Origin of the sequence: Kluyvera sp. 142486, from assembly GCF_046569695.1 — a bacterium.
GTDB lineage: Bacteria > Pseudomonadota > Gammaproteobacteria > Enterobacterales > Enterobacteriaceae > Kluyvera.
The window spans coordinates 31047-52983 of sequence record NZ_JBKHUI010000013.1 but is presented as its reverse complement, the minus strand read 5'-3'; the positions used below and the strand labels follow the sequence as shown (position 1 = coordinate 52983).

Below are 21937 nucleotides of genomic sequence, written 5' to 3'. Positions count from 1 at the left end.
AGGAAAGACATCTTTTTCGCTAAGCGTGAGGTTAATTGTAGTCAGTCATTCTAAGGTCATTTCATTATTCGGAATCTTTAACCATTTGGTCAGGCAAACCAGCTGTTGTTTTTCCAGTGGCGACGCCAGATAAAGGCCAGCGACAGCCCGCGCAGCGCAAGGAATACGGCGAGCGCCAGCCACAGCCCGTGGTTGCCGAGCAGCGGTAGCGCCAGCATGGTAAGCGCGAACCCAGCGGCGGCCACCGCCATGCTGTTACGCATCTCCGCGCCGCGGGTGGCGCCAATAAACATTCCGTCCAGCAGATAGCACCATACGCCAATCACCGGCAGCACCGCCTGCCAGAGCACATAGCTGTCGGCAAGCTGCCGCAGTTCAGGCAGCGAGGTCAACAGAGCCACAATATGCTCGCCCAGGAGGGCGTAAATTAGCGCAAAGGCCAGCGCCACGACGCCCGCCTGACGGCATGCCGCCCGCCAGACCTCCAGCAGCTTGCTGCCGTCGCGCGCACCGTAGGCCTGCCCCGAATGGGCTTCCACCGCATAGGCAAAGCCGTCAAGCGCGTAGGCGGTGAAGGTCAGCATGGTCATCAGCACGGCGTTCACCGCCACCACTTCGCTACCCAGGCGGGCGCCGAAGACGGTTACCGCGCCAAAGCAGAGCTGGAGCAGCAGCGAGCGCAGCATGATGTCGCGGTTAAGCGCCAGCAGGCGGCGAAAATCCCCCTGCCAGGCCGTTTTCAGCATTGCCCACGAGATCCCGCGCATCACCAGTACCTTACGCGCCATTCCCAGCCCCACCAGCAGCGTGGCGTATTCAGCAATCGCCGTTGCCAGCGCCGCGCCCTGCACGTTCATGTGTAGCCCCATCACCAGCCACAGGTCGAGCACGATATTCAGCACGTTGCCGACCACCAGCAGTACGACCGGCGCACGGGCGTACTGCACGCCCAGCAGCCAGCCGAGCAGCACCAGGTTCGCCAGCGCGGCTGGCGCGCTAAGCCAGCGGATAGCAAGGAAGCGTCGCGCCTGCTCCAGCACCTCGCCGCTGCCGCCAACGATAGAGAGCGCCAGATTTATCAGCGGCGTTTTGAAAAGAACGATCAGTAGCCCGGCGCCTAGCGCCAGCATCAACGGTTGCACCAGCGCACGGGCCAGCGCCTGCGGATTTTTCGCGCCGAACGCCTGCGCCGTGAGCCCGGTAGTGCTCATCCGCAGGAACAGCAGCAGCATAAACAGGAAGCTGGTTGCCGTAGCACCAATGGCGACGCCGCCGAGATAAACAGGACTATCGAGATGGCCGATCACGGCGGTATCCACCAGCCCCAGCAGCGGAACGGTGATGTTGGAGAAGATCATTGGCAGCGCAAGGCGCCACAGCGCCTTATCGGCGTGAGTAAGTAGCGGCATGAGTTTTGACCAGAACGAAAAAAGGCTGCGATAGCGGAAGTATCGCAGCCATGAGAATCAGGGGAGAGTTACAGCCACTCGCCGTTGCGGATAACGCCAACGGCCAGCCCTTCGATGGAGAAGTTTTGCTGACGGAGATCGACAACGATAGGTTTAAATTCGCTGTTTTCCGGCAGCAGTTCGACGACGTTACCCTGTTTTTTCAGGCGTTTTACCGTCACTTCTTCGTCGATACGCGCGACCACGACCTGGCCGTTGCGCACGTCCTGGGTTTTATGCACGGCAAGCAGATCGCCATCCATAATACCGATATCTTTCATCGACATACCGCTGACGCGCAGCAGGAAGTCGGCGCTCGGTTTAAACAACGACGGATCAACCTGATAGTGACCTTCGATGTGCTGCTGCGCCAACAGCGGTTCGCCCGCCGCGACGCGGCCCACCAGCGGCAGGCCCTCTTCTTCTTCTACCAACAGGCGGATGCCGCGAGAAGCGCCTGAGACAATCTCAAGGACGCCTTTACGCGCCAGCGCTTTCAGGTGCTCTTCAGCCGCGTTCGGGGAACGGAACCCCAAGCGCTGAGCAATTTCCGCACGCGTTGGCGGCATGCCCGTCTGGCTGATGTGATCTCGAATGAGATCAAACACCTCTTGCTGCCTGGTCGTTAACGCTTTCATTCCGCCCCCTGGGTGTATATACAGTTATGCTGTGAGTATATACAGCTACTGCCTATTTTGGAACCATAAAACTCACGAAATCAGGCAGTTTTCACGACTTTAGTGAAAATGAGACCACAGCAGCGTCGCCCAGGTGAACACCGCCACGAAAATAGACAACAGAACCGCCGCAGAACCCATGTCTTTCGCCCGGCCGGAGAGCTCGTGATAATCAGAGCCGATACGGTCAACGACCGCTTCCAGTGCACTATTGAGAATTTCCACTATCATCACCAAAAGGACGGACCCGATGAGCAGGACACGAGTGATGGCATCGACATCCAGCCAGCAGGCGATAATAATCGCGATAACAGAGGCAACGCCTTCCTGGCGGAACGCCGCTTCATTGATCCACGCCGCGCGGAATCCTTTCCAGGAATAGCCCGCAGCTTTGATGATTCGGGTAATCCCAGTGGTATTATTGGCCATCTCAAGAACCTTTTTCGTTTTTACGTCAATGACAATGCTTGTTATGAGGCGGTAGAACAGAAATTTCACCGACTTTCTGATATTCTTGCCGCGCATTTGCATGATTAACCAGAGGCTTTACATCGTTTATGTCCGGCTGGCCACGAATTTACTACAAATTACTGAATTTACCATTAAGTGTTCTGGTAAAGAGCAAGTCTATTCCGGCACAACCTGCCCAGGAATTGGGGCTTGATACGTCGCGCCCGATTATGTACGTCCTGCCTTATAACTCTAAGGCTGACTTGCTGACGCTGCGCGCTCAGTGCCTGGCGCACGATTTACCCGACCCGCTTGAACCGCTTGAGATCGACGGTACGCTGCTGCCGCGCTACGTCTTTATCCACGGCGGCCCGCGCGTGTTCACCTACTACACGCCGAAAGAAGAGTCGATCAAACTGTTCCACGACTACCTCGATCTGCACCGCAGCAATCCTGAACTGGATGTGCAAATGGTGCCGGTGTCGGTGATGTTTGGTCGCTCGCCGGGTCGCGAGAAAGGCGAGGTTAACCCGCCGCTGCGTATGTTGAACGGCTTCCAGAAGTTCTTCGCCGTCTCCTGGCTCGGTCGCGACAGCTTTGTCCGCTTCTCGCCGTCCGTCTCCCTGCGCCGCATGGCGGACGAACACGGTACCGATAAAACTATCGCTCAGAAACTGGCTCGCGTCGCGCGTATGCACTTTGCTCGTCAGCGCCTGGCGGCGGTCGGCCCGCGTCTGCCTGCTCGTCACGACCTGTTCAAGAAGCTGCTGGCGTCAAAAGCGATTGCCAAAGCGGTAGAAGACGAAGCACGCAGCAAGAAAATTTCCCACGAGAAAGCCCAGCAGAACGCCATTGCGCTGATGGAAGAGATCGCCGCGAACTTCTCCTACGAGATGATTCGTCTGACCGACCGTATCCTCAGCTTTACCTGGAACCGTCTGTACCAGGGCATTAACGTTCACAACGCCGAGCGCGTACGCCAGCTGGCGCACGACGGGCATGAAATCGTCTATGTGCCGTGTCACCGCAGCCACATGGACTACCTGCTGCTCTCTTATGTGCTCTATCACCAGGGGCTGGTGCCGCCGCACATTGCTGCCGGTATCAACCTGAACTTCTGGCCAGCAGGCCCGATTTTCCGCCGCCTGGGCGCGTTCTTTATTCGCCGTACCTTTAAGGGTAACAAGCTCTATTCCACCGTGTTCCGCGAATACCTCGGCGAGCTGTTCAGCCGCGGTTACTCCGTGGAGTACTTTGTGGAAGGCGGGCGTTCCCGTACCGGCCGTCTGCTGGACCCGAAAACCGGTACCCTGTCGATGACCATTCAGGCGATGCTGCGCGGTGGTTCCCGCCCTATCACATTAGTGCCGATTTACATCGGCTACGAACACGTGATGGAAGTGGGTACTTACGCCAAAGAGCTGCGCGGGGCGACCAAAGAGAAAGAGAGCCTGCCGCAGATGCTGCGCGGCTTGAGCAAGCTGCGCAATCTGGGCCAGGGCTACGTCAACTTCGGCGAACCGATGCCGCTGATGACCTACCTGAACCACCATGTGCCGGAGTGGCGCGAGTCTATCGACCCAATCGAAGCCGTGCGTCCTGCGTGGCTGACGCCGACCGTCAACAAGATGGCGGCCGAGCTGATGGTGCGTATCAACAATGCAGGCGCGGCGAACGCCATGAACCTGTGCTGTACCGCCCTGCTGGCTTCGCGTCAGCGCTCGCTGACCCGCGAGCAGCTAACTCAGCAGCTCGATTGCTATCTGGCGCTGCTGCGTAACGCACCGTATGCGCCGGATGCAACGGCACCAACCTCCTCTGCCAGCGAGCTTATCGATCACGCGCTGCAGATGAACAAGTTCGAAGTCGAGAAGGACACCATCGGCGACATCATCATTCTGCCGCGCGAGCAGGCGGTGCTGATGACCTACTACCGCAATAACATCGCGCATATGCTGATCATGCCGTCGCTGCTGGCGTCGATTATGACTCAGCATCGTGAGATTTCGCGTGAGCAGGTGCTGAGCGTTATCGATACGCTGTATCCGATGCTGAAAGCCGAGCTGTTCCTGCGCTGGGATCGCGCGGAGCTGCCAACAGTTATCGATACGCTGATTGCGGAGATGGTGCGTCAGGAGATGCTTACCGAGCAGAACGGCGAGCTGCGTATCAACGCTTCCCACTCCCGTACCCTGCAGCTGCTGGCTGCCGGCGCGCGCGAAACGCTGCAGCGTTATGCGATCACCTTCTGGCTGCTGAGCGGCAACCCGTCGATGAACCGCAGCACGCTGGAGAAAGAGAGCCGTACCCTGGCTCAGCGTCTCTCGGTGCTGCACGGTATCAACTCGCCAGAGTTCTTCGATAAAGCGGTGTTCTCTTCTCTGGTGTTAACCCTGCGTGATGAAGGCTACATCAGCGACAGCGGTGACGCCGAGCCGGAAGAGACGATGAAGGTGTACCAGATGATGGCAAGCCTGATTACCTCGGACGTGCGCTTGACGATTGAGAGCGTGACGCAGGAAGAGGCGGCGCAGTAAAAACAAAAATCCCCGGCTGAGACCGGGGATTTTTTTATCCGTTGATTTTGTAGGCTCCGAGCCAATCCCGGCGGCGCTTCGCTTGGCCGGGCTACGGTCGGGCAACGGTTTGTAGGCCGGATAAGGCGTTTACGCCGCCATCCGGCAATGCCCGTCTCAAAACTGCCAGTAGCTCATCGCCAGACCAATAAACAGCACCAGCCCCACGTAGTTATTATTCAGAAACGCCTGGAAGCATGGACCACGTTCGCGGTGGCGAATCAGCTTCTGCTGGTAAACGAATAGCGCGCCAGCAATCAGGATTGACCAGTAAAACTCCCAATGCAGACCGTTCAGCCAGCCGATAAGCGCCATCAGCCCCAGCACACACGCCTGCAGAATGCCGATAATCAGGCGGTCGTTATCGCCGAACAGAATCGCCGTCGATTTAATGCCGATTTTCACATCGTCGTCGCGGTCAACCATCGCGTACTGCGTGTCGTAGGCCACCGCCCACAGGATGTTAGCCAGCAGCATCAGCCAGCAGCTCAGCGGCAGCGTTTCACTGACGGCAGAAAAAGCCATCGGGATCGACCAGCCAAACGCTGCGCCTAGCACCACCTGCGGCAGATGGGTGTAGCGCTTCATAAACGGATAAATCCAGGCCAGCGCCAGTGCGGCAATCGACAGCAGAATGGTCATGGTGTTGAGGGTCAGCACCAGAATGAAGGAGAGCAGCACCAGCACGATAAACAGCGTACGAGCCTCTTTCTCCGTCACCGCCCCGCTCGGCAGCGGCCGATTAGCGGTGCGCTTTACGTGGCCGTCAAATTTGCGATCCGCATAGTCATTCACCACGCAGCCCGCGGCGCGCATCAGCCAAACGCCGGCGACGAACACCGCCAGGATCCACAGCGGCGGTACGCCAGGGGACGCCACCCACAGCGCCCACAGCGTCGGCCACAGCAGTAATAGCGCGCCAATCGGTTTGTCCGTACGCATGAGTCGATGGTAAGCGAGCAGCTTATTCGACCTAAGACTCCACTCCATTTTTCTTCTTCCTCTTAGTACAGCGGCGATGCGGGTAAAAAAAGCTCCGTCAGCAGCAGCGGTTTGCCGCTCAGACGCAGGCGGGAACGTCGCCCCCACAGCGCATCATGACACCCTATTTCGATAAAATCCCGGGTCAACGTCGATGACGTAAACAGATAGCGCCCGAGCGGCGTTTTCCCCAACTGCTGTAGCGCCAGTTCCGGGCCGCACAGCGTCGACTCCGGCACCACGGTACGCCCGGCGAGCCAGGGTTCGTCGCCCACGCACAATAATATTTCTCGTAGCCAATAGCGAGGTTCATCCGGCAGCAAGTGCTGCTCACCGTCCAGCGCATCCCGGCCCACGAAGGCTTCATTCAGCAGTGTGACGCTAACGGGTTTCCCGAACTGCTCAAACCGTTTGGTCATGGAATCTTCCAGCATCAGCCAGTCGCGCTGTGCCGATTCAAGCGGGGGAACGACGTCAAAATAGCGCAGCGCGCGGAGTTGCGTCAGTGCGGGGTGCGACATGCCTGTCTCTCCAATACATAACTTCTGGTCATTGTATCGCAGAACACAGCGGGAGGGGGTGCAGGAATGGTCAAATACGATCATTAGCGCAACAGCAGTGCAACAGTTTGTTGTCACGCTATGAAGTGTAGAAAAATGATGTGCCCGGATGGGCACACCAAAAGGCTTCGCCTAAACATCGGCGCTGCGGGGTAAAACTTACCCCTTGCCTTTTACAGCGCCGATAAAGGTGGAACGAGCAGATTTCGAGCCCAGACGTTCGGCTTCATTCATCAGCTTCAGGGCTTTGTCGATATCCCCTTTCGCTACCGCCTGTTTAATACCGTTGTTGAAGTAGGTTTCCGTGTCATCCAGCATCGGCTCAGCTTTCGCAGCCGGAGCCGCGACTGGCGCAACCACAGGCGTGGCAGCGGCAGGTGCGCTGTAGGCCGGTGCGGCGGTGTTACCCACGGTGACCGGTGCCGGGCCGGAGGAGCCAAACAGTGGGCCGACCAGCACGCTGGAGCTGCTGTTGGTTTTGACCTTCAGCTTCACGAGGCCGTCAGTGGTGTGTTTTGCCACCGGATCTGGGATATCAGGTACCGCGTTACCGGTGCCTTTGGCGTAGGCCTTAGCCGGGTCCAGCAGCGTAGTGGTCTGCTGGAGATCTTTATCCGTGGTAAAGACCAGGACGTAGAGCTTCTGCTGGCCTAACGCCGGGGTCAGGCGCATCACGCCTTCCAGACGGTCGGCGCTCATCACGCCCGGAGCCTGATAGGTAAAGTAGCTGCTTGGGAAGTACGCAGATGGCGTCATGTTCTGATCGAGAATCAGCACGTTCGGCGCAAAGACGTTAGTTTGTTTGTTCACTTCGCTGGTCAGCGTCAGCGTGAGTTCGCCAATGTTGGCCGGCACGCTGTAGGCCACGACGTTACCGGTGATCCCCGGTACGTTCAGGCTCTGACCACCGGTAGAAATTTGGGTGGACTGCACTTTAGATTGATCAACCGGCGTCCAGGTTAACTGCTGGAGGGCCGAGGTTGGGATAGCTGGCGCGGCGCTGGTGTTTTGCGGCACATAGTTGACGTCCGCAAGGCTGATGCCCGGAACGCTCGCCAGCAATCCAGCGGATAAGCACAGAGCAACGAGACTTTTTTTCATTTTCATTATGATGACCTCAGAAATCGTCAGTCTAGCGGTAGCCAGGCAATAGCGCGCTAAACCTTACGGAACAGAGGGGCTTTCGCCCCTCGTCAGTTTATTGCTTCAGGTTAGTGCTGAATTACCACCAGATTTCCATCTGTGCACCGAAGGACCACTCATCGTTGTCGCCACGGCTGTAGGTTTTCGCGCTTGTATCTTTGTATGCAATACCGTTGTCATAACCCCATTTCTCATCCCACTTCGCATAGGTTGCGAACACACGGATAGCTGGACGGGACCAGATGCTGTCGCCCGCCTGCCACTGTTGCGCCAGGGTGATTTTGTACTGGTTGTTGGTGTCGCCCGTTTTCTGGGACTTGACGTTGTCGTAACCCACTTCCATCAGGGTGCTCATGATTGGCGTCCATTTGTACATAGGACGAACGCCGACGGTCCACCACTTGGTGCCGTTGCCATCATCACGGTCGATATTCTGGTACATACCGACGTACATCAGGTCAACTTTCTCACCCAGGGAGATTGCACCGTGGTCGAGAACACGCCACATGTCACCGTTGTTGTTGATTCTGTTATCTACAGCACCAATTTCGGCATCTTTATCGTAGTCGTTACCCGTGAAGGAACCCTGAGACAGACCTTTACCCTGGGTAGTCATCGCATCAGTAGCGTACTGAACAACAAACTTGTTGTAGCCCTTCAGCATGCTCTGGGTATGTTCAGCGGTGAACATCCAGCCATCTTTAGAAGCGCCATCTGCAAAGCTATAGCCGTCAGTTTTGTTTGCACGACCGTAGTCAACACCCAGTTCCAGCACGCCGTCCGGGTTGGTTTCAAGGCCAGCTAAACGGACGTCGAATACGTCGTTCGCGGTGTCTTTGTATTTGCTATAGGTATCGTTGCTGGTGAAGATGTAAGAACCGCCAGCTTCCTGAGAACGAGTCGCTGCCAGAGACAGTTTACCGAAGCCCAGGTCAACGTTTTCGATACCGGCACCAGGACCAGAAATATCCCAGTAGTAGAAGTCGATCATGTGAACGTCATGACGCTGGTAGAAGCGCTTACCGGCCCAGATGGTGGAGCCTGGCAGCCATTCAATCAGGTTTTTACCCTGGACGTTCGCTTCACGGAACGCAGGGTCAGTTGCTTCCCAGTCGTTCTGCTGTGCTACGGAGTAAGCCACGTTAGTGTCGAAGTAGAAGCTCTTATCGCCCTCTTTCCACACTTCCTGACCTAATTTAATTTCGGCGTAGGTTTCACATTCGTTACCAAGACGGTATTTACTGCCGGCACCAGTTGCCTGGAAGCACTGTTGTTCACCGCCGCTGCCCGTCCAGCCAATGCCGGAACGCGCGTAACCATGGAAATCTACGGCCATTGCCTGAGCAGACATAATGCCTGCTGCGACGGCAACCGCCACGGGGAGTTTGCGCAGAGTAATCATCATTCTATCTCCTGAGATCATTGCTTTTCTTGAACATTCCACCCTTCTCGCCTTATCGCTGGCGACGTAAGAGCTTCATGCTTGTTTTGTTTTATGGGACTTCTTTAAACGCCTGGCTCTTGGTGCAGCCGACGACATGCGGTGCCATCCTCACGGAACAGGTGGCAGCGCTCTGGCGGCAAGCCGATAGCGAATGTGGCTCCCTCTTCGACCAACACCACGTCGTTCTGGCGGTAAACCAGGTTTTGACGGATGGCAGGGATCTGGATATGAATTTGCGTTTCGTGACCAAGCTGCTCGACAACATTGACCACCCCTTCCAGCGTCACATCGGCGATGTGGCTCGGCAGCAGGTGTTCCGGGCGAATACCCAGCGACATGTTGGCGCCAACCTGAACGTTGTTACTCTCCACCGGTAGCCAGATCTGCTGACGGTTCGGCAGCTCGACCTGTACCTGGTCGATGGCGGTGGCGGTGACTTTGACCGGCAGGAAGTTCATCTTCGGCGAGCCAATGAAGCCCGCAACGAAGCGGTCTGCCGGGTAGTGATAGAGTTCCAGAGGCTTACCGACCTGCGCGACGCGACCGGCGTCCAGCACCACGATTTTGTCGGCCAGCGTCATGGCTTCGACCTGATCGTGGGTGACGTAAATCATCGTGCGGCCCAGACGTTTGTGCAGGCGGGAGATTTCAATACGCATCTGCACGCGCAGTGCGGCGTCCAGGTTAGAAAGAGGTTCATCCAGCAGGAACACGCGCGGCTCGGCCACCAGCGTACGACCAATCGCCACGCGCTGGCGCTGGCCGCCGGACAGGGCTTTCGGTTTACGTTCCAGAAGATGGGCTAACTGCAGCACTTCGGCGACCTGGGTCACGCGCTGGTTGATAATCTCTTTTTTGGCACCGGCCAGCTTCAGGCCAAAGGACATGTTTTCGGCGACGGACAGATGGGGATACAGCGCGTAAGACTGGAATACCATGCCCACGCCGCGTTCGGCGGGCGGGATCTCGTTCATGCGGGTTTCACCAATGAACAAATCACCGCTGGTGATGGTTTCGAGGCCCGCGATCATACGCAGCAGCGTCGATTTACCGCAGCCGGATGGCCCGACAAACACCACGAACTCCCCTTCCTGGATATCGAGGTTGATATCTTTTGATACCACCACGTCGCCCCAGGCTTTCGTTACATTGCGTAGCTGTACGTTCGCCATGCCCTTCTCCCTCGTTACAACTTGTCACCAACAGAAACATTCAAGATGGGCTGACTATGCCGTACACATCAACTTGGTGAATCCTCCACCCCCCCGGTTTTTTATGGGGGAGGAGACGGGAGGATGAGAAGGCGCGCTCTGCCCCCGATGACATCTCATCAAAACGAAAATCGTGATGGGGCCTACAAAAAACGGCGCTTTTTTTTGTGCGCCAAGACGCATAACGGGGATTTATGTTACGGAGATCACACTACAGACCCCCAGGGCGTAGACTCCAGGAGGATGGAAAGGGGTTGCTAAAAAAGGAAACTCATCGACGTTAAACCACCTCTGTGTATCCACAAGTACATAACCTGGAAAGGACGGGATATATGAAAATTAAAACTGGCGCTCGCATCCTCGCGCTGTCCGCATTGACCACGATGATGTTTTCCGCCTCAGCCCTGGCAAAAATTGAAGAGGGAAAACTGGTTATCTGGATCAACGGCGACAAAGGCTATAACGGCCTGGCCGAGGTAGGTAAGAAATTTGAGAAAGACACGGGGATTAAAGTCACCGTAGAACACCCAGATAAACTGGAAGAAAAATTCCCGCAGGTGGCAGCGACCGGCGATGGCCCGGACATCATCTTCTGGGCACATGACCGCTTTGGCGGCTACGCACAGTCTGGCCTGCTGGCAGAAGTCACCCCGGACAAAGCGTTCCAGGACAAGCTCTACCCGTTCACCTGGGATGCCGTTCGCTACAACGGCAAGCTGATCGCTTACCCAATCGCGGTTGAAGCGCTGTCGCTGATTTACAACAAAGACCTCGTGCCAAATCCACCGAAAACCTGGGAAGAGATCCCGGCGCTGGATAAGACGCTGAAAGCGAAAGGCAAATCTGCGTTGATGTTCAACCTGCAAGAGCCGTACTTCACCTGGCCGCTGATTGCTGCCGACGGTGGTTACGCGTTCAAGTTTGAAAACGGCAAATATGACGTGAAAGACGTGGGCGTGGACAACGCTGGCGCGAAAGCGGGCCTGACCTTCCTGGTTGACCTTATCAAGAATAAACACATGAATGCGGATACCGACTACTCCATCGCAGAAGCGGCCTTCAACAAGGGCGAAACGGCGATGACCATCAACGGTCCGTGGGCGTGGTCCAACATCGACAAGAGCAAAGTTAACTACGGCGTCACGCTGCTGCCAACCTTCAAAGGCAAGCCGTCTAAACCGTTCGTTGGCGTACTGAGCGCCGGTATCAACGCGGCAAGCCCGAACAAAGAGCTGGCGAAAGAGTTCCTCGAAAACTACCTGCTGACCGACCAGGGTCTGGAAGAAGTGAACAAGGACAAACCGCTGGGCGCCGTTGCGCTGAAATCCTTCCAGGATACCTTAGCGAAAGACCCACGCATCGCGGCCACCATGGATAACGCCCAGAAAGGCGAAATCATGCCGAACATCCCACAGATGTCCGCTTTCTGGTATGCCGTTCGTACCGCGGTCATCAACGCCGCTAGCGGTCGTCAGACCGTCGATGCTGCGCTGAAGGACGCGCAGGGTCGTATCACCAAGTAATGTTTTTATCCCCTCTCCCTCAGGGAGAGGGTTAGGGTGAGGGTTGTGTTGCAACATCCGCCCTCACCCCGACCCTCTCCCCCAGGAGAGGGAGAAAAGCTCAAACGCTGTAGAGGAATATCCCCATGGATGTCATTAAAAAGAAACATTGGTGGCAAAGCGACACGCTGAAGTGGTCAGTGATTGGTCTGCTGGGCCTGCTGGTGGGTTACCTTGTAGTTTTAATGTACGCACAAGGGGAGTACCTGTTCGCCATCATGACGCTGATCTTAAGCTCAGCGGGCCTGTATATTTTCGCCAACCGTAAAACCTACGCCTGGCGCTACGTTTACCCTGGCATGGCCGGGATGGGGCTGTTCGTCCTCTTCCCACTGATCTGTACCATCGCCATCGCCTTTACCAACTACAGCAGCACCAACCAGCTCACCTTCGAACGCGCCCAGCAGGTGCTGATGGATCGTTCTTATCAGGCGGGCAAAACCTACAACTTCAGCCTGTTCCCGGCGGGTGATGAGTGGCAACTGGCCCTCACCGACGGCGAGAGCGGCAAAAATTATCTCTCCGACAGCTTTAAGATTGGCGGCGAGCAGAAGCTGCAGTTGAAAGAGACGGAAGCGCTGCCGACCGGCGAGCGTGCGCAGCTTCGCGTGATCACCCAAAACCGTCAGGCGCTGAACCAGCTGACCGCCGTGCTGCCGGATGAAAGCAAAGTCACCATGAGCTCGTTGCGCCAGTTCTCCGGCACCCAGCCGCTCTACACTCTGGCCGATGATGGCCTGCTGACCAACAACCAGAGCGGCGTGAAATACCGTCCTAACAACGACGTCGGTTTCTACCAGACGGTGAATGCCGATGGTTCCTGGGGCGATGAGAAGCTGAGCCCGGGCTATACCGTCGGTATTGGCTGGGACAACTTCACCCGCGTCTTTACCGACGAAGGCATCCAGAAGCCGTTCTTCGCTATCTTCGTCTGGACGGTGGTCTTCTCGGTGCTGACCGTGATCCTGACCGTCGCCGTCGGCATGGTGCTGGCCTGCCTTGTACAGTGGGAATCGCTGAAGGGCAAGGCCATCTACCGCGTGCTGTTGATTCTGCCGTACGCCGTACCGTCGTTTATCTCGATTCTGATTTTCAAAGGGCTGTTCAACCAGAGCTTTGGTGAAATCAACATGATGCTGAGCGCGCTGTTCGGTATCAAACCGGCCTGGTTTAGCGACCCAACCACCGCGCGTTCGATGATTGTGATCGTCAACACCTGGCTCGGCTACCCGTACATGATGATCCTGTGCATGGGCCTGCTGAAGGCAATTCCGGATGACCTGTATGAAGCCTCGGCAATGGATGGCGCGGGCCCGTTCCAGAACTTCTTTAAGATTACGTTACCGCTGCTGATTAAGCCGCTGACGCCGCTGATGATCGCCAGCTTCGCCTTTAACTTTAACAACTTCGTGCTGATTCAGCTGTTGACCAACGGCGGACCGGACCGTCTCGGCACCACCACGCCAGCCGGCTATACCGACCTGCTGGTGAGCTATACCTACCGTATCGCCTTTGAAGGCGGCGGCGGCCAGGACTTCGGTCTGGCGGCAGCGATTGCGACGCTTATCTTCCTGCTGGTCGGTGCGCTTGCGATAGTGAACCTGAAAGCCACGCGCATGAAGTTTGATTAAGGGAGACTCGAACATGGCTATGGTACAACCCAAATCTCAGAAACTGCGTCTCTTTACCACGCACCTTCTGCTGCTCGTTTTCATTGCGGCGATTATGTTCCCGCTGCTGATGGTTATCGCCATTTCGCTGCGCGAAGGTAACTTCGCCACCGGCAGCCTGATCCCGGAGAACATCTCCTGGGAGCACTGGAAGCTGGCGCTGGGCTTTAGCGTTGAACATGCGGACGGCCGCGTGACGCCGCCGCCGTTCCCGGTCCTGTTGTGGCTGTGGAACTCGGTGAAAATCGCCGGTATCACCGCGATTGGTATCGTGACGCTCTCCACTACCTGCGCCTATGCATTTGCCCGCATGCGCTTCCCGGGCAAAGCCACACTGCTCAAAGGGATGCTGATTTTCCAGATGTTCCCAGCGGTGCTGTCGCTGGTTGCCCTGTACGCGTTGTTTGACCGTCTGGGCCAGTACATTCCGTTTATCGGCCTGAACACCCACGGCGGGGTGATCTTCGCCTACCTCGGCGGTATCGCGCTGCACGTCTGGACGATTAAAGGCTATTTCGAAACGATTGATGGTTCTCTGGAAGAAGCGGCGGCGCTGGATGGCGCAACCCCTTGGCAGGCGTTCCGTCTGGTTCTGCTGCCGCTGTCGGTACCGATTCTGGCGGTGGTGTTTATCCTGTCGTTTATCGCCGCTATCACCGAAGTTCCGGTTGCATCACTGCTGCTGCGTGATGTGAACAGCTACACCCTGGCCGTTGGTATGCAGCAATACCTCAACCCGCAAAACTACCTGTGGGGCGACTTTGCCGCGGCGGCCGTACTTTCCGCTATCCCGATTACCGTGGTCTTCCTGCTGGCGCAGCGCTGGCTGGTGAATGGCCTGACGGCCGGGGGCGTGAAGGGCTAATTTTCATCAGCAATGCCACTGCTATTATCCTCAACTTGAACGTACCCTAACTTGTGACTGTTTGGCGCTCTTCGGAGCGCCCTTTTTTTTGTCGCAGGTAGCTCCGAGCCATTCCCGGCGGCGCTTCGCTTGGCCGGGCTACAGGGCCTGGTATTTGTAGGTCCGATAAGCGCAGCGCCATCGGGCAATCCAGCGCTGATTATTCTCGTTTAAGCCGCTTCGAGTTACACAGCCACAGCGTAATCACCAGCAGCAGAATAGCGGCGGAGTAAATCAGCACGTCCAGCGGTGATTTATGGTCGACGATAATCAGCCGCACAATCGCCGTAATGCCGATGTAGACAAAATAGCGCAGGGGAAAGTGAAAGCCTGACTGGAAGTACTTCACAATCAAGGCGATAAATTCAAAATAGAGGAAATAGACCACCAGCCCTTCCACCAGCTCGTACTTGCTGGTGCTTTCGGGGGCGAACAGCACGTCCGCCAGATGCAGCGTCTCTTTACCGAGGAAAACGACCAGGATCAGGCCAAGACTGAGCAGACCCAGGTTCAGCACGGTCTGCAGAATGGTGGAGATAAATTCCACGCGGGGACGAGATAGTGACGTCATGGCTAGCACCTCTTTCTCTGGGCCGGGATCTTTGTATAGCGCAGAAGTGTGATCCAGATCTACTTTTTTCGTGTATAACTTTATCTCTACCCACATCAAGCCAGTTAATTATCTATAAATTGAATATATATAAATAGAAATATAAATTGCATGAATGTTTATGATTAATAATTTTTTTTAGATGTTACTCGTCACGCTATTTCGTGTATTATCCATTTTTGTAATAATTAAACTTGGGCATCAGTATTAATCAGCGGATCGCATTTCAATGCAGGTATGATAATGAAAAAGATATTTAATAAAAGAATAATCAATAAACATATTGCCATTCCACTTTATTTTCAGATAAAGACTTTCATCGAAGACAATATTAAAAATGGACAATTAATTGAAGGCGATATGCTCCCTCCAGAAGATGAATTGTCAAAACTCCTGGATGTCAGCAGACCCACGGTAAGGCAAGCATTAAATGAGCTTTCAGCGGCCGGATATCTGGAAAGGAAAAGAGCGAAAGGAACCTGCGTTACGACCCCCAAAATTTATAATAACTATCTCAGTAAACTCGAAAGTTTCTATCATGAAATGGTTGATCAGGGCCAACAACCCGTCACAAAGGTATTATCATTATCTTTAGTAGAAAATGATGAAACTGTTGCGAACATTCTTGGCTGCAAGAGTGCAGTATATCTGGAGCGGGTTCGCTATATCGACCAGAAACCCGTCCTTTACATTGAATCATGGTTACCGGCTGCAATCTATAGCGGCCTTATCAAGGTTGATATGGAGAACAACTCCTTATATGACAAAATGAAGGAGTTAAAAAACCCTGTCGTGCGCGTAGAACGTCTGATCTCCGCCATCGCGGCGGAAACAAAAGATTCGCTCTTAATGGAAGTGCCGAGAAAATCTCCGCTGCTGCTATCAGTCACCACGGGTTATGATGTTAAGAATACTCCAGTTGAATACTCTATTGCTCGCTATAAAGGCAGCAGCCATAAATTCAAAATTGAATTACTAGTGTAAAACGTGATGCCAGGTATCACCTGACATCACACCCAAACCGAGAATCAATCATGCTTTATTAGCGTTAATGCATGCTTAAATACATTCTCACCATTCATCACACCATAATCACTCATATTGATTACATCACAATCAATACTATATTCTGCACAGATTGCCTTAGTAGTGCTTAGTTTATATCTCGCCTGTGGGCCAAGTAGAATAACATCAACGGCACTTTGTTTTAACGTTGATTCAATATCATTGACTGAAATTGCCCATATTGTCGCTTCAACGTCAATGGATTCCGCATATTTTTTCATTTTCGTGACTAACAGGCTGGTGGACATTCCAGCGGAACAACAAAGAAGAATATTGTACATAGCGCTACCTATTGATGACAATTTTTCATATTTTCGATTGCTGTTGAATAATCAACATCATCGCGAAATAGTCCTGAGGTGCCTGCGACAAAAATCCGAGCACCAGCTTCATAAAGCGGCGGGATGGTAGACAAGCTAATTGCTCCATCAACCGAAATTTTAATATCACGTGTCCCTAAAGAAATACCCTCGCTCAGTCTGGCGATTTTATCGATAGCGCCAGGGATAAACGTCTGCCCGGCAAAGCCAGGATCAACGGACATCACCAGCACATAGTCTATAATATCCATGACCTCTTCGATTACTGAGATAGACGTCCCCGGATTCAGCGCTACCCCCACTTTTTTACCGCATAACTTAATTTTCATTAACGTGCGATGAAGATGTGTGCAGGCTTCAGGGTGCACATAAATAATATCAGCACCGGCATCAGCAAAAAGTTGAATATAATCCTGTGGTTGGCTAATCATCAGATGCACTTCGGTTTCAATCCTGCTCATCTTCTTCACGGCCTGTAAATCGTGCAGTCCCAGGGAAAAATTGGGAACAAAAATGCCATCCATAACATCAATATGGAAATAGTCCGCACCGGCCGCCTCCAGACTTTTTATCTCATCAGCGAGATATGAGAGGTCAGCGCACATGATTGACGGAGATATTTTTATCATAATATTACCTATTATTTAGTAACGGCATCAGACTGCTTTCTTTTTTCAACATTCTCAAACATTCTGAAGAACGGGAAGTAAATAACGAGACCAAGGACAAACACGATTGCCTGAACGATAATAACTTTCCAATCCCCGGTGGAGAGAATCCCGCTAATAAACGGCGGCGTTGCCCATGGAACTCCAGCAAATGTACGAGAGATAAAGCCAATATCGGTTAGCAGATAAGCAACGGAGCACCCCAACGTTCCGGAAATGATAAATGGAATCATCAGGTAAATATTCATTGCCATTGGTAAACCAAAAACAATAGGTTCAATAATATTGAACATTGCGGCTGGAATAGAGGCAATGCTAATTGCCTTATAACCTTTAGAACGGGAAAACAGCATCAGGAACAGTAGCGGATAAATTGACGCGATCCAGATATAGCTAAAGTTAAAGGTTTCAGTCCAGATATGTGTCAGCGGCACACCGTCTAACTTCGCCTTGGCATTGCTGGCTAGCGATGCGGTGACGATTGGCGTCGTGATGGCAGACAGCAATGCTGGACCGTTAAGTCCAACTGACCATAAGATCATAGTGATCAGCATAATGATGGTAAATACACCGAAGCTATCAGCAGCAGACAGCAACGGCGTTAAAAAATTACTCATGAATGCTGGTAGGTCAATGTTCAGTACCGAGCGAATGAGCCACGATACGGTGATAATGACAAACAGCGGGATCAGTACTGTAAAGGCATTCCCAACGTTTGGTGGCACGCTCTCAGGCAGTCTGATAACAATCTTTGCATCCAGTAAAAACTTATAGAGTTTAATAGAGCAAAGACTGGTAACCATTGAGACAAACAGCCCCAGCGCACCAAAATATTGAACGGACAGCGTACCGTTGGTTGTCCCTTTGAAGGATATAAACAGGAACGTCAACAGACCAATCAAACCACACTGCTTTGTATTCAGGTCTAACTGTTCACCGTAGCTGCTGGAAATCGTCAATGCTGCATAGAACCCCACAAAACCAAGCGTCATCGAGTTTACGCTGTTCAACAACGGAACATAGGGCACTAATAATGGGACCAACGGCTGACCGCTATTACCCAACACTGGCATGCCGAAGATAGCGACAATTAAAAATAAACTACCAATAATGATAACCGGCATTACGGTTGTTAGACCATTCTGCACTGCTGCTACGGCTGGAATCTGGCTAAATCGAGCAAGTGGATCGGAGAGTTTCATAACAGAATCAGTAAATCTGTCAAAAATTCCGGGCTTCACTTTGGCCATTTCTTTTTCAGACATAAAACCTCCCTGGCAACAATTTTTATATTATTACCTTCTGCATTATTTAATTAGTTCACTGCATTATGATTGTTTATTTTCCGATGTTATCATTAGCGTAAAATCACCGGCAAAGTCTATACTGTGGCAATCAGCAATGATCACAAAGTTGTCACCGCAAGAAATGTTTTCACCGTTAATCATCCCCTTCCCTTTTGTCACCGTACATAGCCAATAGCGATCTTTCATCAGATGCCCAGAACCATGGCATAATAATTTTGATACCGAGAAAACGGTTTCCGTGCGATAGCTATCTAATTCATAGCCACTACCCTTTTGCGTGCTTTTTACCACGCTGTTTATTGCACTTTTAATTGCATCATCAGCAACATTATTAAGCACCTCTAATGCCTGTGATATATGCAGTTCGCGCTGCTGACAATGATTATCAGTACGCTCGTAATCATAAATTCGCCAGGTAAGATCCGTGGCCTGCTGAATTTCATAAACAATATTGCCTTTACCCAGGGCATGTATCATCCCTGCGGGGAGATAAACAAAACTATCCTTCTCTGCCGGAATGGTTTTAAAAAGCCCAGTAAAATCATTTTGCCCAATGCGATACAGCAGTTGTTCTTTTGAATCAGCACAATGCCCATAAACCAGAGAACTATTATTCACTTCAAGAAAGTACCAGGCTTCATTTTTCCCCGTATGGAAACCATATTTTTGCGCAGATACCTTATCCGGGTGCAACTGGATGCTCAGGTCAGCTTCCGGACCAACCAACGACACAATAAAAGGAAAATGCCGATACTGACTGTTGAAAAATTCCGGATGCCCCTCCCAGATATCATGCAATGTCATGCCCGACAGCGGCAAAGTGACGCAGATATTGCTCAGGCCGTCAGGCTGATCGGCAAAGGCCCAGGCCTGCCCGACATCATCCGTCATTTCTGGATAATGAAAGTAGTCTTTAACGGTGGTTCCACCCCATACCGTTTTGCGCCCAATAGGCGTGAAAAAAATCAGCTCAGGCTTCATCAAGCTGCGCTCCATGGCTATTGATAACCGACTGGTACCAGTACCATGATTTTTTTGGCGTTCTGCGCAGACAGCCATTTTGATCGGGCATGGTATCAATACGAACAAAGCCATAGCGCTTACGCATTTCTTTATGGCTGCTTAGAAAATCAATCGGTGACCAGGCTAAATAGCCAATAATATCAACGCCATCATACTGCATAGCCTGGTAGACGCTTTGCAGGTGATCGCGATGATACTGAATACGAACATCGTCGCTGACAAACTGATTTTCATCCGGAGTTTCCAGAAGCGCGATGCCGTTCTCAACAATGAAAATAGGCTTGTTATAGCGCTGGTAGACGGCAGACAGCACCGTCCTGAAACCAACAGGGTCGATAGCCCAACCCCACTCCGTCGCTTTCAGGCACTCGCTGACTTCAACCGGTTGATCAAAAATAATCGCGTCTTCCATCGCGATCACGCTGTCTTTTTTAACGCCGCGGATAGTATTCGTTTGATAGTAACTAATGGAAAGGTAGTCGAGTTTCTCTGCCGCTTGCTTAATATCGGCCAACCCATCGATATCCAGCGACATTCCCCGATTTTCCAGAAATTTAAGATAATAAGCAGGATACTCACCGGAAGTCATCACATCAAAGGTCAACCACAGATGGTAAGTATTATGGATATGGCTAGCCAAAACATCTTCGGGAGCAGAAGTCGCAGGGACAACCCACGGTGTATTTGTCATACCTGACACTTTGGCATCGGGTATTGCAGATTTGATGGTTAATACTGCACGGGCGTGGGCCACCTGCGTGTTATGAACGATAGTTTTAAAGAAAACAGATTGTTCAACGTTAGCTGGTCGTATTGCCCCAGCGACAAGCCCTGGATGGAATGGGGCAAGATTCATCTCATTGTAGGTGATCCAATACTTCACCTTGCTCTTTAATCTTTCGACGACAATACCAACATGTCTGATATAGAAATCGATAACCTGCTTGTTATAGAAACCATTGTATTCTTTCGCAAGGTTATCTGGCATATCAAAATGTACTAGTGAAACAACTGGCTCAATTCCTGCAGCAATCAGTTCATCAACCATCTCTTCATAGAAACGTAGCCCAGGCTCATTTGGTTCCAGGTCATCACCGCGAGGATGAATGCGTGACCACACAACGGAAAATCGGTATGCCGTGAATCCCATATCTTTCATCAATTTGATATCTTCGCGATATTGATAATAATGATTTGATGCAAGTTCGCTGCTGTTAATAACCGTCTGACCGGATTCCAGAATAATGTCTTGCGTGTCGTAGACATTAAGTCCTTTACCATCAGTTAACCACGCCCCTTCGGCCTGAACGTTGCTGACAGCCCCGCCCCATAAAAAATTGGCAGGAAATTTAGTCATAAAAAACTCCTTTTCAAAAAGTGTGTTATTTCATTTGTAATTACATTATGACTTATAAAATCCATGGGTAATGAAAAGCAAGAGATTATTATCCAGTAAGTATTTTTTGAGAACGATTTCACAAATAATCGCCCTATGGCCGTACGTATAAATAGATGGGGGAAATAACACCTAAAAACATATTCAAATTATTGATGCTTATGTTACACCATCACCATCACAATTAATTTCAATATAAATTTTAAATGTATATTTGCCATTACATTTACCAATTAAATAAATCATCATTATGGTTCCCAGGTAAATTTCGCCGCAGGCCCGATAATACTGGGCCACTCAACGCATCTCTTAAACCCTGCGAGAGTGCACAATTCTTCCCCTTTCCGCTTACCCCTGCGCCTAACCTGCTGGCACAATCAGCCTCAATTTTTCATCTGGAATGGACGGCATATGCTCAGCATTCGTCAGGCAACCGCGGAAGACATTCCCCTGTTGAGCCACATGGGCTATACCAGCTATACCCACCATTTTGCTCATCTGTGGAAAAACACGGATGAGCTTCATCAGTTCCTCGCGCAGGAATATGGGCTAGCGGCGCTGCGCCAGTCGTTCGCCGAGGCGGGCAGCCACTGGCTGATTGCCTCCACGTCAACAGCGGTGGGCTTTGCGAAATACTCGCCGGGACAATACGTCGAGCCCGATGGTTTGTGCGGCACGCTGCTGCACAAACTCTATCTGATGCCGGGAGAAACGGGTCAACGGTTCGGCGAGCAGCTATTTTCTGAGGTCATCCGTCGTGCCAAAGCACAGCATGAAACGTCGCTGTGGCTTGAGGTGCTGGCAGATAACCCACAGGCGCGGAAGTTTTATGAACGCCTGGGAATGCAGCATATTAAGGACGTTCACTTCACCACCGCCACGCAGACCAGCACGCTGCATATTCTGGCAAAAACGCTCTGAG

20 protein-coding genes are annotated in these 21937 nt (G+C 52.5%); 6 read left to right on the top strand and 14 right to left on the bottom strand.

All coding sequences use genetic code 11. From position 1 onward, the window contains the following. Nucleotides 1-89: 89 nt before the first annotated feature. From dinF to ACLGE8_RS15095, 3 genes are all read right to left on the bottom strand, one after another. Nucleotides 90-1409, bottom strand: a complete 1320-nt coding sequence (dinF, locus tag ACLGE8_RS15105; protein WP_410999640.1) for an MATE family efflux transporter DinF — start codon at nucleotides 1407-1409, stop codon at nucleotides 90-92. A 68-nt stretch (nucleotides 1410-1477) separates the two neighbouring features. Continuing rightward, nucleotides 1478-2086 (bottom strand): transcriptional repressor LexA, encoded by a 609-nt coding sequence (gene lexA, locus ACLGE8_RS15100; RefSeq protein ID WP_035897335.1) that lies wholly within the window; start codon nucleotides 2084-2086, stop codon nucleotides 1478-1480. 99 nt (nucleotides 2087-2185) lie between these two features. Further along, nucleotides 2186-2554: a diacylglycerol kinase gene (locus tag ACLGE8_RS15095; protein ID WP_185668449.1), complete on the bottom strand. Its 369-nt coding sequence runs from the start codon at nucleotides 2552-2554 to the stop codon at nucleotides 2186-2188. A 128-nt stretch (nucleotides 2555-2682) separates the two neighbouring features. Here ACLGE8_RS15095 and plsB point away from each other — a divergent pair, with 128 nt between their 5' ends. Next, nucleotides 2683-5112: a glycerol-3-phosphate 1-O-acyltransferase PlsB gene (plsB, locus tag ACLGE8_RS15090; protein WP_410999638.1), complete on the top strand. Its 2430-nt coding sequence runs from the start codon at nucleotides 2683-2685 to the stop codon at nucleotides 5110-5112. A 156-nt stretch (nucleotides 5113-5268) separates the two neighbouring features. Here plsB and ubiA read toward each other — a convergent pair whose 3' ends face one another. The 5 genes from ubiA to malK all read right to left on the bottom strand — a co-directional run bounded on the left by ubiA (nucleotide 5269) and on the right by malK (nucleotide 10451). Beyond that, entirely contained in the window at nucleotides 5269-6141 is an 873-nt protein-coding gene (gene ubiA, locus ACLGE8_RS15085) for a 4-hydroxybenzoate octaprenyltransferase (protein ID WP_410999636.1), read from the bottom strand. A 14-nt stretch (nucleotides 6142-6155) separates the two neighbouring features. Next, a complete protein-coding gene (ubiC, locus tag ACLGE8_RS15080) occupies nucleotides 6156-6653 on the bottom strand; it encodes a chorismate lyase (protein ID WP_410999634.1) in 498 nt (165 codons plus the stop codon). Between the two features lie 198 nt (nucleotides 6654-6851). Beyond that, nucleotides 6852-7799, bottom strand: a complete 948-nt coding sequence (malM, locus tag ACLGE8_RS15075) for a maltose operon protein MalM (protein ID WP_410999632.1) — start codon at nucleotides 7797-7799, stop codon at nucleotides 6852-6854. Between the two features lie 115 nt (nucleotides 7800-7914). Continuing rightward, a complete protein-coding gene (locus ACLGE8_RS15070) occupies nucleotides 7915-9240 on the bottom strand; it encodes a maltoporin (protein ID WP_410999630.1) in 1326 nt (441 codons plus the stop codon). 101 nt (nucleotides 9241-9341) lie between these two features. Further along, nucleotides 9342-10451: a maltose/maltodextrin ABC transporter ATP-binding protein MalK gene (malK, locus tag ACLGE8_RS15065; protein WP_410999628.1), complete on the bottom strand. Its 1110-nt coding sequence runs from the start codon at nucleotides 10449-10451 to the stop codon at nucleotides 9342-9344. 371 nt (nucleotides 10452-10822) lie between these two features. On the opposite strand from malK, the gene malE reads away from it, so the two are divergent. From malE to malG, 3 genes are all read left to right on the top strand, one after another. Next, nucleotides 10823-12013, top strand: coding sequence for a maltose/maltodextrin ABC transporter substrate-binding protein MalE (gene malE / locus ACLGE8_RS15060; RefSeq protein ID WP_185668442.1), 1191 nt, complete (start codon nucleotides 10823-10825; stop codon nucleotides 12011-12013). 125 nt (nucleotides 12014-12138) lie between these two features. Beyond that, the gene (gene malF / locus ACLGE8_RS15055; protein ID WP_333497095.1) at nucleotides 12139-13683 is read left to right on the top strand and encodes a maltose ABC transporter permease MalF; all 1545 of its coding nucleotides are present in this window, start codon (nucleotides 12139-12141) and stop codon (nucleotides 13681-13683) included. A gap of 13 nt (nucleotides 13684-13696) precedes the next feature. After that, nucleotides 13697-14587, top strand: coding sequence for a maltose ABC transporter permease MalG (gene malG / locus ACLGE8_RS15050; protein WP_410999625.1), 891 nt, complete (start codon nucleotides 13697-13699; stop codon nucleotides 14585-14587). Nucleotides 14588-14786: 199 nt separating this feature from the next. Here the strand turns inward: malG and psiE are convergent, their stop codons facing one another. Beyond that, nucleotides 14787-15197 carry a phosphate-starvation-inducible protein PsiE gene (psiE, locus tag ACLGE8_RS15045; RefSeq protein WP_035896861.1) on the bottom strand — a complete coding sequence of 137 codons (411 nt, stop codon included), beginning with the start codon at nucleotides 15195-15197 and terminating at the stop codon, nucleotides 14787-14789. 282 nt (nucleotides 15198-15479) lie between these two features. On the opposite strand from psiE, the gene ACLGE8_RS15040 reads away from it, so the two are divergent. Then, the gene (locus ACLGE8_RS15040) at nucleotides 15480-16220 is read left to right on the top strand and encodes a GntR family transcriptional regulator (protein WP_410999623.1); all 741 of its coding nucleotides are present in this window, start codon (nucleotides 15480-15482) and stop codon (nucleotides 16218-16220) included. Between the two features lie 44 nt (nucleotides 16221-16264). Here ACLGE8_RS15040 and ACLGE8_RS15035 read toward each other — a convergent pair whose 3' ends face one another. From ACLGE8_RS15035 to ACLGE8_RS15015, 5 genes are all read right to left on the bottom strand, one after another. Next, nucleotides 16265-16582, bottom strand: coding sequence for a PTS sugar transporter subunit IIB (locus tag ACLGE8_RS15035; protein ID WP_410999621.1), 318 nt, complete (start codon nucleotides 16580-16582; stop codon nucleotides 16265-16267). A gap of 8 nt (nucleotides 16583-16590) precedes the next feature. After that, nucleotides 16591-17250 carry a ribulose-phosphate 3-epimerase gene (gene rpe, locus ACLGE8_RS15030; protein WP_410999619.1) on the bottom strand — a complete coding sequence of 220 codons (660 nt, stop codon included), beginning with the start codon at nucleotides 17248-17250 and terminating at the stop codon, nucleotides 16591-16593. 11 nt (nucleotides 17251-17261) lie between these two features. Beyond that, complete coding sequence (locus tag ACLGE8_RS15025; protein ID WP_410999617.1) at nucleotides 17262-18554, bottom strand: PTS sugar transporter subunit IIC; 1293 nt, start codon at nucleotides 18552-18554, stop codon at nucleotides 17262-17264. 63 nt (nucleotides 18555-18617) lie between these two features. Further along, on the bottom strand, nucleotides 18618-19577 hold the full coding sequence (locus ACLGE8_RS15020) for a type I phosphomannose isomerase catalytic subunit (protein ID WP_410999615.1): 960 nt from the start codon (nucleotides 19575-19577) through the stop codon (nucleotides 18618-18620). Further along, nucleotides 19567-20976, bottom strand: a complete 1410-nt coding sequence (locus ACLGE8_RS15015; RefSeq protein ID WP_410999613.1) for a glycoside hydrolase family 1 protein — start codon at nucleotides 20974-20976, stop codon at nucleotides 19567-19569. Before ACLGE8_RS15015 ends, ACLGE8_RS15020 begins: the two co-directional genes overlap by 11 nt. A gap of 450 nt (nucleotides 20977-21426) precedes the next feature. On the opposite strand from ACLGE8_RS15015, the gene ACLGE8_RS15010 reads away from it, so the two are divergent. Next, nucleotides 21427-21936 (top strand): GNAT family N-acetyltransferase, encoded by a 510-nt coding sequence (locus ACLGE8_RS15010; RefSeq protein WP_410999611.1) that lies wholly within the window; start codon nucleotides 21427-21429, stop codon nucleotides 21934-21936. Nucleotide 21937: the final 1 nt, after the last annotated feature.

Bases quoted from the DNA above. Each gene is read 5' to 3' on its own strand.
- malE (WP_185668442.1), top strand. From the start codon at position 10,823: ATGAAAATTAAAACTGGCGCTCGCATCCTCGCGCTGTCCGCATTGACC.
- ACLGE8_RS15035 (WP_410999621.1), bottom strand. From the start codon at position 16,582: ATGTACAATATTCTTCTTTGTTGTTCCGCTGGAATGTCCACCAGCCTG.
- ACLGE8_RS15040 (WP_410999623.1), top strand. From the start codon at position 15,480: ATGAAAAAGATATTTAATAAAAGAATAATCAATAAACATATTGCCATT.
- psiE (WP_035896861.1), bottom strand. From the start codon at position 15,197: ATGACGTCACTATCTCGTCCCCGCGTGGAATTTATCTCCACCATTCTG.
- ACLGE8_RS15020 (WP_410999615.1), bottom strand. From the start codon at position 19,577: ATGAAGCCTGAGCTGATTTTTTTCACGCCTATTGGGCGCAAAACGGTA.
- ubiA (WP_410999636.1), bottom strand. From the start codon at position 6,141: ATGGAGTGGAGTCTTAGGTCGAATAAGCTGCTCGCTTACCATCGACTC.
- ACLGE8_RS15025 (WP_410999617.1), bottom strand. From the start codon at position 18,554: ATGTCTGAAAAAGAAATGGCCAAAGTGAAGCCCGGAATTTTTGACAGA.
- ACLGE8_RS15010 (WP_410999611.1), top strand. From the start codon at position 21,427: ATGCTCAGCATTCGTCAGGCAACCGCGGAAGACATTCCCCTGTTGAGC.
- malF (WP_333497095.1), top strand. From the start codon at position 12,139: ATGGATGTCATTAAAAAGAAACATTGGTGGCAAAGCGACACGCTGAAG.
- malM (WP_410999632.1), bottom strand. From the start codon at position 7,799: ATGAAAATGAAAAAAAGTCTCGTTGCTCTGTGCTTATCCGCTGGATTG.
- plsB (WP_410999638.1), top strand. From the start codon at position 2,683: ATGTCCGGCTGGCCACGAATTTACTACAAATTACTGAATTTACCATTA.
- rpe (WP_410999619.1), bottom strand. From the start codon at position 17,250: ATGATAAAAATATCTCCGTCAATCATGTGCGCTGACCTCTCATATCTC.
- dinF (WP_410999640.1), bottom strand. From the start codon at position 1,409: ATGCCGCTACTTACTCACGCCGATAAGGCGCTGTGGCGCCTTGCGCTG.
- malG (WP_410999625.1), top strand. From the start codon at position 13,697: ATGGCTATGGTACAACCCAAATCTCAGAAACTGCGTCTCTTTACCACG.
- lexA (WP_035897335.1), bottom strand. From the start codon at position 2,086: ATGAAAGCGTTAACGACCAGGCAGCAAGAGGTGTTTGATCTCATTCGA.
- ubiC (WP_410999634.1), bottom strand. From the start codon at position 6,653: ATGTCGCACCCCGCACTGACGCAACTCCGCGCGCTGCGCTATTTTGAC.
- malK (WP_410999628.1), bottom strand. From the start codon at position 10,451: ATGGCGAACGTACAGCTACGCAATGTAACGAAAGCCTGGGGCGACGTG.
- ACLGE8_RS15095 (WP_185668449.1), bottom strand. From the start codon at position 2,554: ATGGCCAATAATACCACTGGGATTACCCGAATCATCAAAGCTGCGGGC.
- ACLGE8_RS15015 (WP_410999613.1), bottom strand. From the start codon at position 20,976: ATGACTAAATTTCCTGCCAATTTTTTATGGGGCGGGGCTGTCAGCAAC.
- ACLGE8_RS15070 (WP_410999630.1), bottom strand. From the start codon at position 9,240: ATGATGATTACTCTGCGCAAACTCCCCGTGGCGGTTGCCGTCGCAGCA.